Here is a 15,545-nt window from a genome sequence, read left to right on the forward strand (position 1 = left end):
GCCGGCGGGGCAGCGACTCCGCCGGCCGTAATGATGTGGTTGGAGAGAGGAGAGTTTGGTGGCCCTGTCGCTCATTCAGTTTCGGGATTCCGATGGCACGCGTGGCGTCGCCGCGCTTGATGATACCGGTGCGCATCGCGTCGCCGGTGCGACCAGCGTCCTCGAACTCGCCAAGGCGGCGATCGCGGCCGGACAGAGCCTCGCCGAGGCGATCGCGGCGGCCGGCGACGGCGGCACGGTCGATCTCGATACGGTGGAGCTGCTCGCGCCGATCGACCATCCCGATACCGCGCATCTGCTGATGACCGGCACCGGCCTTACCCATCTCGGCTCGGCCGAGGGGCGCGACAAGATGCACCGCGCGGCCAAGGAAAACCCCGAACCGACCGATTCGATGAAGATGTTCCTGATGGGCGTCGAGGGCGGCAAGCCCGCCGACGGCGTCGAAGGCGCGCAGCCGGAATGGTTCTACAAGGGCGATGGCTCCCAGCTCGTCGCGCCCGGTGCGCCGCTGCAGTCGCCCGCCTTCGCCAAGGATGCCGGCGAGGAGCCGGAGATCGCCGGAATCTACATCATCGATGCGGACGGCACGCCGGTGCGGATCGGCTTCGCGCTGGGCAACGAGTTTTCCGACCATGTGACCGAGCGCGGCAATTATCTCTGGCTTGCCCACAGCAAGCTGCGCCAGGCCGCGCTGGGACCGGAAATCCTGATCGGCGATCTGCCGGCCGACGTGCGTGGCGCGAGCCGCATCGTCCGTGACGGCAAGACGATCTGGGAGAAGCCCTTCCTGTCCGGCGAAGCGAACATGTCCCACAGTCTCGACAATCTGGAGCATCACCACTTCAAATATGGCCTGTTTCGTCGGCCGGGCGACGTTCATGTCCACTTCTTCGGCACCGCGACATTGTCGTTCAGCGATGGCGTGCAGACGCAGGCGGGCGACGTGTTCGAGATCGAGGCGGCGCCGTTCCGCCTGCCCGTCAGCAATCCGATCGCGATCGCCGAGGCGACAACGGTTCAGGTGAAGGCACTCTGATGGCGATCCGCCTCGCCGTCGTCGGCCTCGGCAAGATCGCGCAGGACCAGCATCTGCCGGCCATCGCCGCATCGGCCGATTTCGAGCTGGTCTGCGCCGCCAGCCTCCAGGGCGAGAGCCCGCGAGGCCATACCTATCGCGCGGTGGATGCCATGTTCGCGGCGGAGCCGTCGATCGAGGCAGTGTCCTTGTGCCAGCCGCCGCAGGTGCGCTTCGAGGCGGCCCGCGCCGCCCTGCTCGCCGGCAAGCATGTGCTGCTCGAAAAGCCGCCGGGCGCGACGCTGAGCGAGGTCGTGGCGCTGACCGAACTCGCCCAGGAGAAGGGGCTGACCCTGTTTGCGGCATGGCACAGCCGCCACGCGCCTGCGGTCACTCCGGCATGCCACTGGCTCGAGGGCAAGACGATCCGCTCGGCGACGATCACCTGGCGCGAGGATGTGCGGATCTGGCATCCGGGCCAGAAGTGGATCTGGCAGCCGGGCGGGCTCGGCGTGTTCGATCCGGGCATCAACGCGCTGTCGATCGCGACGAAGATCCTGCCGCCCTTCCATCTGACCGAGGGCATCCTGTCCTATCCCTCCAACCAGGCGGCGCCGATCGCGGCGGACCTGCGCTTCGCCACCTTCGACGGCGTGCCGGTGATTGCGGATTTCGATTTCCGGCAGACTGGCCCGCAGACCTGGGATATCCGGGTCGAAACCGAAGAGGGCGTGCTGCTCCTCTCCAAGGGCGGCTCCGAGATGCGGATCGACGGCGTGGCCCAATCGCTGCCGCACGAAGCGGAATATCCCAGCCTCTACGCGCGCTTCGCCGAGTTGATCGCGGCGGGCGAGAGCGAGGTCGATGTCCGGCCGCTGCGCCATGTCGCCGATGCCTTCCTGCGCGCCGGCCATGTCGAGGTCGAGGCGTTCGTCGAGGAAGAGCCGGGCCGGCAGACCGTCCCGGCCTGACGGCGATAGGTGTGCCGGCGGGCGACCTTCTCGCGCAGGCCGGCGGAGGCGGGCGCATGGCGTTTTCGATCCGTCGCCGCTGGTCGTCATAAACCCGCTGTCTCGACAAGGGGGCAGCCGCCAACCATAGTCACGGCAGATACAGAGAAGGGGAGAGCGGCTTGGCAGTTCCGGGGAAGCCGAAGATCGGTGGTCGGGCAAAGACTGCAGGCGCGAAGCGGATCCACGGTTCGATCGCCCATGATCTGGGCGTGGCCATCGTCACCGGCCACTATCAGCCCGGCGATACCCTCTCGGGCGAGATCGAGTTCGCCGAACAGCTGCAGGTCTCGCGCAGCGCCTATCGCGAGGCGGTACGGATTTTGGCCGCCAAGGGCCTGGTGGAGAGCCGGCCCAAGACGGGTACGCGAGTCACCGCGCGCAGTCGCTGGCAATTGCTCGATCCCGATGTGCTGGCCTGGGCGTTCGAGGGGGAGCCCAGCGCGCACTTCATCGCCGATCTGTTCGAACTGCGCATGATCGTGGAGCCGGCCGCCGCCGAACTGGCCGCCCGCCGCCGTGACGGGACGGATCTGGCGCGGATGGGGCATGCGCTGGAGGAGATGGCGCAATATGGGCTGAGCAATCCGCTGGGGCGGGCGGCGGACCAGCTGTTCCACCACAGCGTCCTCCAGGCGACGCGCAACGAGCCGCTGATTTCGCTGTCGAGCTCGATCGAGGCGGCGGTGGGCTGGACGACCATCTTCAAGCAGCGCAACCGCAAGCTGCCGCGCGATCCGCTGCCGGATCATCGTATGCTGTTCACCGCCATCGCCGATGGCGATCCTGCGGCCGCCCGTGCGGCGATGACCGAGCTGGTGCGGCTCGCGCTCCAGGATACGGAAACCGCCCTGCGCGATTGATCGCCGGACGGAAAGGCAATGGCGATAGCGATCCCGATCCGGCCTCCTGACGGGGAGGCCGGATCGGGCCGCATGTCATCGGCTTAGTGGTTGTCGCGCGGCAGGCCGCGGGTCTGGGCGATGCGCTGATATTTCTCGGCGCCTTCCAGGATCGCGCCGGTGTTCATCTGGCCGACCACCGCGCGCTGGATTTCCTGCCACGGTGTCTGCGAGGCGGGGTAGGCGAAGCCGCCGGCCTCCATCAGCACGCGACGGCGCTCGGCCAGCTCGGCATCGGGGATCAGCACGTTGGCGGTGCCGAGGTTGAGGTCGATCCGCACCCGGTCGCCGGTCTTGAGCAGCGCGAGGCCGCCATTGGCCGCCGCCTCCGGCGAGGCGTTGAGGATTGAGGGCGAGCCGCTGGTGCCCGACTGGCGGCCGTCACCGATGCAGGGCAGGGCATGGACGCCCTCGCGGATCAGATAGGCCGGCGGGCGCATGTTCACGACCTCGGCCGCGCCCGGATAGCCGATCGGGCCGGCGCCGCGCATGAACAGCAGGGTGTCGGTGGTGATGCCGGTCGCCGGATCGTCGATCCGGTGATGATAATCCTCCGGGCCATCGAACACGACCGCCGGGCCCTCGAAGGCGTCCAGATCATCAGGGTTGGACAGGTAGCGATCGCGGAATTCCGGCGAGATCACGCTGGTCTTCATGATCGCCGCGTCGAACAGATTGCCCTTGAGGACGATGAAGCCGGCCTCTTCCACCAGCGGTGTAGCGAACGGACGGATCACCTTCTCGTCCTCGATCGCGACGCCGCGATTATTGTCGCCGAAGGTCTTGCCATTGGCGGTCATCACGCCCTCGTGGATCAGGCCCTGCTCCATGAGCTGGTTGACCACCGCGGGCACGCCGCCGGCGCGATAGAAATCCTCGCCGAGATATTCGCCGGCGGGCTGGAGGTTCACCAGCAGCGGCACCTTGTGGCCATGCTCCTGCCAGTCGTCGAGCGCGAGATCGACGCCCATGTGGCGGGCGATCGCGGCGAGATGGATGGGCGCGTTGGTCGATCCGCCGATCGCCGAATTGACGACGATCGCGTTCAGGAAGGATTCGCGGGTCATGATGTCGGAGGGCTTCAGATCCTCCGCGACCATCTCGACGATGCGCTTGCCGGTGTAATAGGAGATTTCCTGGCGGTCGCGATACGGGGCCGGGATCGCGGCGGCGCCCGGCAGCTGCATACCCAGCGCCTCGGCCAGCGAGTTCATCGTCGTCGCGGTGCCCATCGTGTTGCAATAGCCGGTGGACGGGGCCGACGAGGCGACGAGCTTGATGAAGCCGGCATCGTCGATCTCGCCGGCGGCCAGCATCTGCCGGCCCTTCCACACGATCGTGCCCGAGCCGGTGCGCTCGCCCTTGTGCCAGCCGTTGAGCATCGGGCCGACCGACAGCGCGATCGCCGGGATGTTCACGGTCGCGGCGGCCATCAGGCAGGCCGGAGTCGTCTTGTCGCAGCCGATCGTCAGCACCACGCCGTCGAGCGGATAGCCGTACAGCACCTCGACCAGCGCCATGTAGGAAAGGTTGCGATCGAGGCCCGCGGTCGGCCGCTTGCCGGTTTCCTGGATCGGATGGACCGGGAATTCCAGCGCGATGCCGCCGGCTTCGCGAATGCCCTCGCGCAGCCGCTCGGCCAGCACGAGATGGTGGCGGTTGCAGGGGCTGAGATCGCTGCCGGTCTGCGCGATGCCGATGATCGGCTTGCCGGACTGGAGCTCCTCCAGGCTCAGGCCGAAATTCAGATACCGCTCCAGATACAAGGACGTCATGTCGATGTTCTCGGGGTTATCGAACCACGCGCGCGAGCGGAGCTTCGGCGAAGGGCTGGTCGAATCGGACATGGCAGGGAGGTTTCCGAGCAAGAGTTCAGAAGGAATGCGAGCGGAAGCCATGTGGCACCCAGCCGCCAGCGAGCGCCTTGCAGCGGCCCACTGGGCGATCGTCCGGGTATTGCATGAAGACAGTCCTCGCCGTTCATGCGCCATTCGCCGAGGCATTGACGCATCATTTTAGGCCATATACTCAGACAAAAAGTCGAGGGCAAGCCCCGCTCCGGCGGAGACATGGGAAGAGGATCTGCGATGGCCGGACCGGTCACAACCAGCACACACGCCGCCACATCACCGGGCACCGGCCCCGTCGCTTACCGATCGGCGCTCACGCTGCTCGCCAGCCTGTTCTTCATGTGGGGCTTCATCACCGTCATCAACGGCACGCTGCTGCCGCATCTGCGCAGCGTGTTCCAGCTCTCCTATTTCCAGGCGGCGCTGATCGAAAGCGTGTGGTTCATCGCCTATTTCTTCGCCTCGATCCCGTCGGCCAAGCTGATCGAGCGGATCGGCTACCAGAAGTCGATGGTGACGGGCCTGCTGATCATGGCCGCAGGCGCGTTGGGCATGACGCTGGCCGCCAGCCTGCCCTCCTATGGCGTCACCCTGTTCATGCTGTTCGTGATCGCCAGCGGCATCACCTTGTTGCAGGTCGCGGCCAACCCCTATGTCGCGGTGATCGGCGCGCCGGAAACCGCCTCGTCGCGGCTCAACCTCGTCCAGGCGATGAACTCGGCGGGCACGATGCTCGCCCCGCTGTTCGGCGCCTATCTGATCCTCGGCCGCTCCAAGGGGGGCACTGCCAAGGCCGGCACCGTCCTCACCCAGGCCGAGCGGCTGGCCGACGCCCATTCGGTGATCCTGCCTTATGTGCTGGTCGCCGTGGTGCTGTGCGTCCTCGCGATCGTCATCGCCCGCTTCCCGCTGCCGGCGATGGGGACTGCCACGGCCCGCATGGCGCGCACCGAGCGCGCGAAATATTCGCTGTGGAAGCACCGCAACCTCGTGTTCGGCATGGGCGCGATCTTCATCTACCTGATTGCCGAGATCGGCGTCGGCAATCTCTTCGTCAGCTTCGTCAGCCGGCCCGAGATCGGCAACATGACCACCGAAGCGGCGGGGCGCTATCTGACCCTGCTGTGGGGCGGTATGATGGTCGGGCGGTTCGTGGGCTCTGCGATCATGCAGCGCGTCGCCGCCGAGAATGTGCTCGCCGTCTTCTCGATCGGCGCGCTGGTGGTGGTGCTCATCACCATCTTCACGACCGGGCCGGTGGCGATGTGGGCGCTGATCCTCGTCGGCCTGTTTCACTCGATCATGTTCCCGACGATCTTCACGCTCGGCATCCGCGGCCTCGGCCCGTTGACCGAAGAGGGCTCGGGCCTGCTGATCATGGCGATCGCCGGTGGCGCGCTGGTGGCGGTGCAGGGCTGGCTGGCGGACGCCTATGGCCTCCAGTGGAGCTTCCTGCTCACCGCGGCCTGCGAACTCTATGTGCTGTTCTATGCATTGTGGGGCTGCAAGGATCCCAACAACCGGGCCTGATCCGGCGGGCGCGGCGCGGGCCGCGCCCCACGGAGGATGGTCGTGAAAAAGGGCGCGCTCCCGGCCGGGAGCGCGCCCTTTTTCATGGGATCATCTCGGCGAATTGGAAAAACGGAAGACGATATGGTTGGTGTAGGTCTGGCCGGGATCGAGGCGGATCGAGCCGAACGCCGGATGGTTGGGCGTGTCGGGGAACATCTGCGGCTCCAGCACGATGGCATCGCCGCCGCGATAGACGTGGTTCGATTTGCCGATGATCGTGCCGTCGAGGAAATTGCCCGAGTAGAATTGGATGCCGGGCTGGGCGGAGATCACCTCCAGCGTGCGGCCCGAGACCGGATCCTCGACCCGCGCCATCACCCGCGGCGCGGCGGCTGCCTTGCGGCTCACCACCCAATTATGGTCGTAACCCCGGCCGTAGCGGATCTGGATGTCCGATCCGTCGCGCACGCGATCGCCGACCGGGGTGGGCTTGCGGAAATCGAACACCGTGCCGGCGACCTTGCGGAATTCGCCGGTTGGGATCGCGGTGGCGTCGGTCGGGCTATATTCGTCCGCCGGGATGGTGAGCCGCTGCGCCATCGCGTTGCGCGGCGAGCCTTCGCCCGCCAGATTCCAGAAGGTGTGGTTGGAGATGTTGACGATCGTCGGCTTGTCGGTGGTGGCGCTGTAGTCGACCGCCAGATCGCCCTTCTCGTCGAGCGAATAGGTGGCGGTGGTGGTCAGCGTGCCGGGATAGCCCTGGTCGCCATCGGGGCTGACATAGCGCAGCACGACCTTGGCGACCGGCCCCGGCGTCGCCGAAACGAGCTGCCACAACACCTTGTCGAAGCCCTTGGTGCCGCCGTGCAGCGAATTGGGGCCGTCGCTCAGCGGTAGCTGATAGGATTGGCCGTCGAGGGTGAACTGCCCCTTGGCGATGCGGTTGGCGACGCGGCCGACGGTGGCGCCGAAGAAATTGGGCTTGTCGGCATAGCCCTTGAGGTCGTCATAGCCGAGCACGACGTCCGCCTTGTTGCCCTGGGCATCGGGCACGATCACCGATTGCACGCTGGCGCCCAGCGTGATGATCGTGGCGCTCATACCGTGGCTGTTGGCGAGCGTGATCGCCTCCACCGTCCTGCCATCCGCCATGGTTCCGAAGGCATGGCGGGCCACGGTCGTCGCGGTGGCGCTGCCTGCGGCGAAGCCCGCCGTCAGACAGGTGGCCAGCAAAGCTGCGCCCTTGGTTGTCGTGCGTACCATCAGCATCCTCCTCATTATCCTTCATGCCGGGATATCCCGACGCCAGATTTTGTCCATATATTTTGTCTGACAAGAAGGCCGGCACGGCATGGGCATGACCGTCGGTCGCAGCCGCGTCGTGCGCACCTTTCGACCCTGCATCCCGCCTCGGGCCAGCGTCGCGGCTTTTCGAGATAGGGGCGGGGCGATCCATTCGGCGGTGCGGCTGCGGCGGCCGGCGGCCGGCAGCCTTGCAAAATTCCGCCAAAGCGCGCAAAGAGAGTGCGCCGGATATCGCCGCTGCGATACCGGCCCGCACTTGGCAGCCCCCGCTACCGCTTGTGAATGCGACGACGCCGTCGCAGCCCAGCGATTGGAAAGCGACTGCGCGCCCTTCTTTTGCTTTTCGTCTTCGTTCCGCAGGATGGCGAAGCGTTTCGGCCGTCCGGCCCCGATCCTGATGTGAGGAAATCCGAATGCCCAGAACCGCCGTCCGCCCCTATCTGATCGTCAAGGACGAGGAGGGGCTCTTCCGCATCACCGTGCGGACGACGCGTTTCAACTCGCAGGGCTATCCTCTCGTCACCGCGAACCTGCTCGAAGGCGGCTTCCCCACGCTGACGACCGCGCGCGCCTATGTCCGCCAGCAATTCCGGGCCGAAGCGACCGATATCGCGACCAAATAAGTGGCAAATGGCCGGCCCGTCGGGGCCGGCCATGGCCTTGCAGATATCCCGTTCCGGCGCAGCGCCGGGCCGGGTGCCCGGCTATGCCGTCTTCGTGGCGAGCCAGAGGGTGTGCATTCCGTTATCCTCGCCCGGATAGGCGTCGATGGTGATCTCATCGACCGCGAAGCCGGCCTTTTCCAGCCGTCCAACGAATGCGGCATCGGCATAGGCCGACCAGACCGCGAGAATGCCGGCGGGTTTGAGCGCGGCATAGGCGGCGCGCAGCCCCCAATTGCAGTAAAGCCGCTCGTTGGCGAGATGGATCAGCCCGTCCGGCCCATTGTCGACATCGAGCAGGATGGCGTCGAACCCGGCGGTTTCGCGGACGATCACGTTATGGACGTCGGCCATTTCGATCGTCACGCGCGGATCGGCGAGGTTGTCGCCGAACAGATGGGCCAGCGGCCCGTTCGCCCACTCCACGATCTTGGGCACCAGTTCGGCGACGACGATGCTCGATCCGGGCGAGATCGCCTTGAGCGCCGCGCCGAGCGTGAAGCCCATGCCGAGGCCGCCGATCAGCATCCGGGCCGGCCGCGCGCCCAGCCGCTCGCACGTCAAGGTCGCGAGCGCCTGTTCGGAATGGCGGACCTGGTTGCCCATCAGCTCTTCGGGGCCGAAGCGGATCGAGAAATCCTCGCCTCGCCGCAACAGCCGCAGCTGGCCGCCATCCGGCAGGTCTGCCGTGTCGATCAGCTCGACCGGGTCGGTGGCCGGAACGTCTTGCGTTTCCAGCACGATCGGGGCGGTGCTCAGGCGTCGGCTTTCTGGGCCGGGGCGGCGGCCTTGGCGTCGTTCGCCGGTGCCTTGGAGGCGGTCAGGCGTGCGGCGACGGCGCGTTTGTGCCGCTTGTTGGCGGTGCGGAGCTGGCCCATGGAATATCCTGTCAGGTAGAAATCGGTCGCGGTGTTGGCCAGGTCGGCGTCCGTCACGCGGTGATCACGCCATCCTTGGTCATGTTTGGGTGCTGCTGGCAAGCCAGGCCCGTTTTTGTGCGGCGCCGGCGGGACGACCATTTGTCCGTCCATTGCGGAAGCGGTTGACGCGCGATCGGGCCGGGCGGCAAGACTGGGCGAATGATGTGGCAATTCTGGATCGATCGCGGCGGCACCTTCACGGACATCGTCGCGCGATCGCCCGACGGGGATATCCGTGCCGCGAAGCTGCTATCCGAGGATCCCGACCGTTACGCGGACGCAGCGGTGGAGGGTATCCGCCGGCTGACCGGGGCCGGTATCGACGCGCTGCCGCCGCTGTCGGTGCGGATCGGCACCACGGTCGCCACCAACGCGCTGCTCGAACGCAAGGGCGAGCCGGTGCTGCTGGCGATCACGCGCGGCTTCGGCGATGCGCTGGCGATCGGCTATCAGGAGCGGCCCGATATCTTCGCGCGCCGCATCGATCGGCCGGCCCCGCTCTATGCCGAGGCGATCGAGATCGACGAGCGCGTCACCGCCGAGGGCGAAGTGCTGGTCCCGCTCGACGAGGCGGCGGCGCGGGCGACGCTGGGAGAGGCTTTCGGCCGAGGCCTGCGGTCGATCGCGATCGTGCTGATGCACGGCTATCGTCATACCGCGCATGAGGCGACGCTGGCCGGCATCGCGCGCGCGATCGGCTTCACCCAGGTGTCGGTGAGCCATGAGGTCGGGCCGCTGATCAAGCTGATCGGGCGCGGCGATACCAGCGTGGCCGACGCCTATCTGTCGCCGGTGCTCGGCCGTTACGTGCAGGGCTTCTCCGCCGCGCTGGGCGAGGGGCAGGCGCCGCTGTTCATGCAATCGAGCGGCGGGCTGATCGAGGGCGCGCGGCTGGCCGGCAAGGACGCGATCCTCTCCGGCCCGGCGGGCGGCATCGTCGGCATGGCGAAGACGGCGGCGGCGGCCGGCTTCGATCACATCATCGGCTTCGACATGGGCGGCACCTCGACCGATGTGTCGCATTATGCCGGCGATTATGAGCGCGACACCGAGACGGCCATCGCGGGCGTGCGGCTGCGGGTGCCGATGCTGCGGATCCATACCGTTGCAGCCGGGGGCGGATCGATCTGCCGGTTCGAGGGCGGCCGTTACCGGGTCGGCCCGGAATCGGCCGGCGCGGTGCCGGGGCCGGCGAGCTACCGGCGGGGCGGGCCGCTGACCGTCACCGATTGCAATGTGCTGCTCGGCAAGCTCCAGCCCGGCTTCTTCCCGGCGCTGTTCGGGCCATCGGGCGACGAACCGCTCGATGCCGGTGTGGTGGCGCAGCGCTTCGCCGAAGTCGCCGAAGAGGTGGCGACGGCGACCGGCGCGCGGCCCGATGTGAAGGCGATGGCGGAGGGGATGATCGCCATCGCCGTCGCCAATATGGCCCATGCGATCAAGCGCATCTCGGTGGCGCGCGGGCATGATGTCAGCCGCTACACGCTGGCCTGCTTCGGCGGGGCGGGCGGGCAACATGCCTGCCTCGTCGCCGATGCGCTCGGCATGCGGCGGGTGATGATCCATCCCCATGCCGGCGTGCTCTCCGCCTACGGCATGGGACTGGCCGACCGCACGGTGCTGCGCGAACGAACCGTCGCGCTGCCGATCGAGGACGTCGCGGGGATCGGCGCGGCCGCCGGATCGCTGGAGGAGGCCGCCCGGCAGGCGCTCGCGGAGCAGGATATCGGCGACGCCGCGATCGAGATTTTGTGCCGCGCACATCTTCGCCTCGCCGGCGCTGACAGCCTGATCGAGGTGATGCTGGATAGGCCGGCGGCGATGCGCGCCGCCTTCGATGTGGCGCATCGCGCGCGCTTCGGCTTCGTGGCGGCCGGCGACCTGCTCTGCGACATGCTCCAGGTCGAGGCGATCGCACGATCCGGCGAAGGCGCCGACCTGTCGCGGGCACCGGATGTCGCAGGTCCGCCCGCTGCCAAAGCGAAAGTGGAGGCGTTCCTGGCCGGCGCGTTGCGGACCATGCCGCTCTACGATCGCGCCGCGCTGCCGTCCGGCTGGTCGGTCGACGGGCCGGCGCTGGTGATCGATGCCGTCTCCACCACGGTGGTCGAGCCCGGCTGGCGCATCATGGTCGATCCGCTCGGCAATCTGATCCTCACCCGCACCGCGGCGCTGGGCGTGGCGGCGGCCGGCACCGATGTCGATCCGGTGCGGCTGGAGATCTTCTCCGCTTTGTTCATGGCGATCGCCGAGGAGATGGGCGCCGCGCTCCAGCATTCGGCGGCGTCGGTGAACATCCGCGAGCGGCTCGATTTTTCCTGCGCGCTGTTCGATGCGGGCGGCAACCTGATCGCCAACGCGCCGCACATGCCGGTGCATCTGGGGTCGATGGGCGAGAGCATCCGCACCGTGATCGAGGCGCGGGCCGGGCGGATGCAGCCCGGCGACGCCTATGCGCTCAACGATCCCTTCGGCGGCGGCACCCATCTGCCCGACATCACCGTCGTCATGCCGGTGTTCGTGGGTGAGCGGGATGTGGATGGGCAGGACGATGCGCCGGCTTATTATGTCGCGGCGCGCGGCCACCATGCCGATATCGGCGGGATCAGCCCCGGATCGATGCCGCCGGGCAGTACCCGCATCGATCAGGAAGGCATCATCCTGCGCGACGTGCCGGTGGTGGAGCAGGGCCGCTTCCGCGAGGCCGAACTGCGCGCATTGCTGGCCGAAGGGCCATGGCCGGCGCGCAATGTCGACCAGAATATCGCGGATCTCCAGGCGCAGGTCGCGGCGTGCGCGCGCGGCGCCGCCGAACTGCGCCGGATCACCGCCGATTACGGCGCCGATGTCGTCGCCGCCTATATGGAGCATGTCCAGGCCCATGCCGAAGCGGCGGTGCGCGCGATCATCGGGCGGCTGTCCGACGGTGCCTTCGCCTATGAGATGGACGATGGCGCGGTGGTACAGGTGGCGGTGTCGATCGATCGCGCGCACGGCAGCGCGACGGTGGATTTCACCGGCAGCAGCGCGCAACTCGGCAGCAATTTCAACGCGCCGCGTTCGATCACGCGGGCGGCGGTGCTCTATGCCTTCCGCACGTTGTTGGATGAGCCGATCCCGATGAACGATGGCTGCCTGCGGCCGATCCGCATCATCGTGCCCGAAGGGTCGATGCTCGATCCGCGTCCGCCGGCCGCGGTCGTCGCCGGCAATGTCGAGACCAGCCAGGTGGTGACCGACGCGATCTTCGGCGCGCTCGGCGTGATGGCGGCGGCGCAGGGGACGATGAACAACTTCACCTTCGGCAACGCCCGCGTCCAATATTATGAGACGATCGCGGGCGGATCGGGCGCCGGCCCCGATTTCGACGGCACCGCCGCCATCCAGACCCACATGACCAACAGCCGCCTGACCGATCCCGAAATCCTCGAGACGCGCTTCCCGGTGTTGCTGGAGCGGTTCGCGATCCGCCACGGCTCGGGCGGGCGTGGCGGCCATGACGGCGGCGACGGCGCCGTCCGGGTGATCCGGGCGCGCGAGCCGATGTCCGCCGGCATTCTCGCCAACCGGCGCCGGGTGCCGCCGTTCGGGCTGGCCGGCGGCGCGCCGGGCGCGGTCGGCACCAACCATGTCGAGCGCGCCGATGGACGCATCGAACCCTTGCCCGCCACCGCCGCCGTCGAACTGGAGGCGGGCGACCGCTTCGTGATCGAGACGCCGGGCGGCGGCGGCTATGGCGTGCCGCGCTGATGCTGGTGCTCGCCGGGATCGCGGTGATCGTGCTGGGCTTCCTGCTCCGCTTCAATCCGCTGCTCGTCATTGCCGTATCGGCGGCCGTGACGGGGTGGGCAGCGGGATTGAGCCCGCTCGCGATCCTCGCGGCGATCGGCAAGGCGTTCAACGGGGTGCGCTATGTCTCGATCATCTGGATCATCTTGCCGGTGATCGGCCTGCTCGAGCGCTACGGCTTGCAGGAGCGTGCGCGCATCTTCGTCGCCGGCCTGGCACGGGCGACGGCGGGGCGGCTGCTGATCGTCTATCTGCTGTTCCGCCAGATCACCGCCGCGATCGGGCTGAATTCGATCGCCGGGCCGGCGCATACGGTGCGGCCGCTGGTCGCGCCGATGGCGGAGGCACTGGCCGAGACGCAGGCCGGGCCGTTGGACGACGGGCAGCGCGAGCATATCCGGGCGATGGCCGCCGCCACCGACAATGTCGGGGTGTTCTTCGGGGAGGACATCTTCCTCGCCATCGGCTCGGTGCTGCTGATTAAGGGGCTGCTCGAACAGTTCGGCATCGTCCTCCAGCCGTTCAGCCTGTCGCTGTGGGCGATCCCGAGCGCGATCGCCGCCTTCCTGATCCACGGTGCGCGCCTGCTGTGGCTGGACCGGCGGCTCGGCCGGCAGATGGCTCGAAGGGCGGCGCGATGATCGGGCTGCCCTTCATCTATACGGTCGCGGGCGTGATGTTCGCGCTCTATGCGACGCTGAGTCTCGCTGATCGGCGTTTGGCCAATGCCGCCTTCTGGGGTCTGCTGGCGCTGAGCTTTCTGTTCGGCGATCGGCTGGGCGATATCGCCAATGGCTGCCTCGTGCTGGGGCTGGTCGCGGTCGCGGCGACCGGGCGGATGCGGCGTTCGGGCAGCGAGGACGGCGCTGATCGCAGCGCGGAAGCCGCGCGCCGGGGCAATCGCCTGTTCCTGCCCGTGCTGATCGTGCCGGTGGTGGCGCTGGTCGGCACGCTGGCCTTCTGGCGGTGGCCGGGGCTGGCCGATCCCAAGCAGGCGACGCTGGTGGCGCTGGCGCTGGGCGTGCTGATCGCGCTGGCGGTCGCCTGCGCCTGGCTGCGCCCGCATCCGGCGACGCCGCTGCGCGAAGGCCTGCGGCTGATGGACTCGGTCGGCTGGGCGGCGGTGCTGCCGCAGATGCTGGCGAGCCTCGGCGCGGTGTTCGCGCTGTCGGGCGTCGGCACGGTCGTGGGCGGCCTGATCGGGCATATGGTGCCGCAGGGCAGCCTGATCGGTGCGACGATCGCCTATGGACTCGGCATGGCGCTGTTCACCATCGTGATGGGCAATGCCTTCGCCGCCTTTCCGGTGATGATGGCGGCGGTCGGCCTGCCGTTGCTGATCCACGGCCAGCATGGCGATCCGGCGGTGATCGCGGCGATCGGGATGCTGTGCGGCTTCTGCGGCACCCTGCTGACGCCGATGGCGGCCAATTTCAACATCGTGCCGGCGGTCCTGCTCGACCTGAAGGATCGCCATGGCGTGATCCGCGCGCAGGCGCCGACCGCGCTGCCGCTGCTGGCGGTCAACATCCTGCTCATCCTCTGGCTCGCTTTTCCAGGACATTCATGACCCCCGAGACCGCTGCCCGCTTCGCCCGCCTCACCCTCGCCCATGTCGGCCGCGAATATCCCAACAAGCTCGATCATGTGATGGCCGGGCCGGAGGATGCGCGCACCCCGTCCGAGCTTCACCCGATCTTCTACGGCAGCTTCGACTGGCATAGCTGCGTGCATGGCTGGTGGCAGTTGCTGCGGCTGGCGCGGCTGCATCCCGATCTCCCCGAAAGCGCCCTCATCCGGGACCGGGCGGACGCGATGCTGACGGTGGAGAAGATGGCGGGCGAACTCGCCTATCTCGATCGCCCGGCGTCGGCCGGCTTCGAGCGGCCTTATGGCTGGGCGTGGGCGATGGCGCTCCATCACGAGGCGGCCGGCACGCGATGGGAAGGCGTGCTGGCGCCGCTGGCCCATGCCTTCGCCGATCGCTGGCAGGCCCATCTGCCCAAGCTCACCTATCCCATTCGGGCCGGTGCCCATTCCAACACGGCATTCGCGCTGATCCATGCCTTTGACTGGGCCGTCGATTTCCGGCCGGAACTGGCAGCGACGATCCGTGAGCGGGCGACGCACTGGTATGCAGCGGACAAGGGCTGCCAGGCCTGGGAGCCGAGCGGCGACGATTTCCTGTCGCCGGCTTTGTGCGAGGCTCAGTTGATGAGCCGCGTGCTCGGCCCGGAGCAATTCGCGCCATGGTTCGATGGCTTCCTGCCGGATGCGGCGGTGGCGCGCCCGGCGACGCTGTTCATGCCCGCGTATGTCTCCGATCGCAGCGATGGCAAGATCGCGCATCTCGACGGGTTGAACCTCAGCCGTGCCTGGTGCTGGCGGGCGATCACCGCCGCGCTGGGCGCTTCGCATCCGGTTGTGCCGCTGGCGAAGGCGGCGGCCGAGCGCCATCTGGATGCCAGTCTGCCCCATATCGCGGGGGACTATATGGGCGAGCATTGGCTGGCGACTTTCGCGCTTTTGGCGATCGATCAGGGCTGACGACGACCATGTCCGTCCACCACTTTCATT

General features: G+C 67.8%; 13 protein-coding genes. 9 read left to right on the forward strand and 4 right to left on the reverse strand.

The features are described 5' to 3' along the window. Positions 1–55: 55 nt before the first annotated feature. The 3 genes from araD1 to PBT88_RS03590 all read left to right on the forward strand — a co-directional run bounded on the left by araD1 (position 56) and on the right by PBT88_RS03590 (position 2,891). Positions 56–1,039, forward strand: a complete 984-nt coding sequence (gene araD1 / locus PBT88_RS03580) for an AraD1 family protein (RefSeq protein WP_407696510.1) — start codon at positions 56–58, stop codon at positions 1,037–1,039. After that, positions 1,039–1,989, forward strand: coding sequence for a Gfo/Idh/MocA family protein (locus tag PBT88_RS03585; protein WP_270077867.1), 951 nt, complete (start codon positions 1,039–1,041; stop codon positions 1,987–1,989). Before araD1 ends, PBT88_RS03585 begins: the two co-directional genes overlap by 1 nt. A gap of 161 nt (positions 1,990–2,150) precedes the next feature. Further along, a complete protein-coding gene (locus tag PBT88_RS03590; RefSeq protein WP_270077868.1) occupies positions 2,151–2,891 on the forward strand; it encodes a FadR/GntR family transcriptional regulator in 741 nt (246 codons plus the stop codon). 83 nt (positions 2,892–2,974) lie between these two features. Here PBT88_RS03590 and PBT88_RS03595 read toward each other — a convergent pair whose 3' ends face one another. Further along, a complete protein-coding gene (locus tag PBT88_RS03595) occupies positions 2,975–4,777 on the reverse strand; it encodes an IlvD/Edd family dehydratase (RefSeq protein WP_270077869.1) in 1,803 nt (600 codons plus the stop codon). A 240-nt stretch (positions 4,778–5,017) separates the two neighbouring features. Between PBT88_RS03595 and PBT88_RS03600 the strand changes: the two genes are divergently transcribed. After that, positions 5,018–6,310, forward strand: coding sequence for a sugar MFS transporter (locus PBT88_RS03600; RefSeq protein WP_270077870.1), 1,293 nt, complete (start codon positions 5,018–5,020; stop codon positions 6,308–6,310). 90 nt (positions 6,311–6,400) lie between these two features. Here PBT88_RS03600 and PBT88_RS03605 read toward each other — a convergent pair whose 3' ends face one another. Then, complete coding sequence (locus PBT88_RS03605) at positions 6,401–7,555, reverse strand: aldose epimerase family protein (protein ID WP_270077871.1); 1,155 nt, start codon at positions 7,553–7,555, stop codon at positions 6,401–6,403. Between the two features lie 455 nt (positions 7,556–8,010). On the opposite strand from PBT88_RS03605, the gene PBT88_RS03610 reads away from it, so the two are divergent. Then, positions 8,011–8,220, forward strand: a complete 210-nt coding sequence (locus tag PBT88_RS03610; protein ID WP_270077872.1) for a hypothetical protein — start codon at positions 8,011–8,013, stop codon at positions 8,218–8,220. A gap of 81 nt (positions 8,221–8,301) precedes the next feature. Here the strand turns inward: PBT88_RS03610 and PBT88_RS03615 are convergent, their stop codons facing one another. Together PBT88_RS03615 and PBT88_RS03620 are read right to left on the reverse strand one after the other, a co-directional pair. Continuing rightward, entirely contained in the window at positions 8,302–9,000 is a 699-nt protein-coding gene (locus tag PBT88_RS03615) for a spermidine synthase family protein (protein ID WP_270077873.1), read from the reverse strand. 14 nt (positions 9,001–9,014) lie between these two features. Further along, on the reverse strand, positions 9,015–9,194 hold the full coding sequence (locus tag PBT88_RS03620) for a hypothetical protein (protein WP_270077874.1): 180 nt from the start codon (positions 9,192–9,194) through the stop codon (positions 9,015–9,017). Positions 9,195–9,338: 144 nt separating this feature from the next. On the opposite strand from PBT88_RS03620, the gene PBT88_RS03625 reads away from it, so the two are divergent. Genes PBT88_RS03625 through PBT88_RS03640 form a run of 4 tightly spaced genes read left to right on the forward strand, consistent with a single transcriptional unit; the run spans position 9,339 to position 15,515 of the window. Then, entirely contained in the window at positions 9,339–12,929 is a 3,591-nt protein-coding gene (locus PBT88_RS03625; protein ID WP_270077875.1) for a hydantoinase B/oxoprolinase family protein, read from the forward strand. Further along, complete coding sequence (locus tag PBT88_RS03630) at positions 12,929–13,609, forward strand: DUF969 domain-containing protein (RefSeq protein ID WP_270077876.1); 681 nt, start codon at positions 12,929–12,931, stop codon at positions 13,607–13,609. Before PBT88_RS03625 ends, PBT88_RS03630 begins: the two co-directional genes overlap by 1 nt. After that, a complete protein-coding gene (locus PBT88_RS03635) occupies positions 13,606–14,538 on the forward strand; it encodes a DUF979 domain-containing protein (RefSeq protein WP_270077877.1) in 933 nt (310 codons plus the stop codon). The genes PBT88_RS03630 and PBT88_RS03635 overlap by 4 nt, the downstream gene beginning before the upstream one ends. Beyond that, a complete protein-coding gene (locus tag PBT88_RS03640; RefSeq protein WP_270077878.1) occupies positions 14,535–15,515 on the forward strand; it encodes a DUF2891 domain-containing protein in 981 nt (326 codons plus the stop codon). The genes PBT88_RS03635 and PBT88_RS03640 overlap by 4 nt, the downstream gene beginning before the upstream one ends. Positions 15,516–15,545: the final 30 nt, after the last annotated feature.

The organism is Sphingomonas abietis (genome assembly GCF_027625475.1).
Lineage (GTDB): Bacteria > Pseudomonadota > Alphaproteobacteria > Sphingomonadales > Sphingomonadaceae > Solisphingomonas > Solisphingomonas abietis.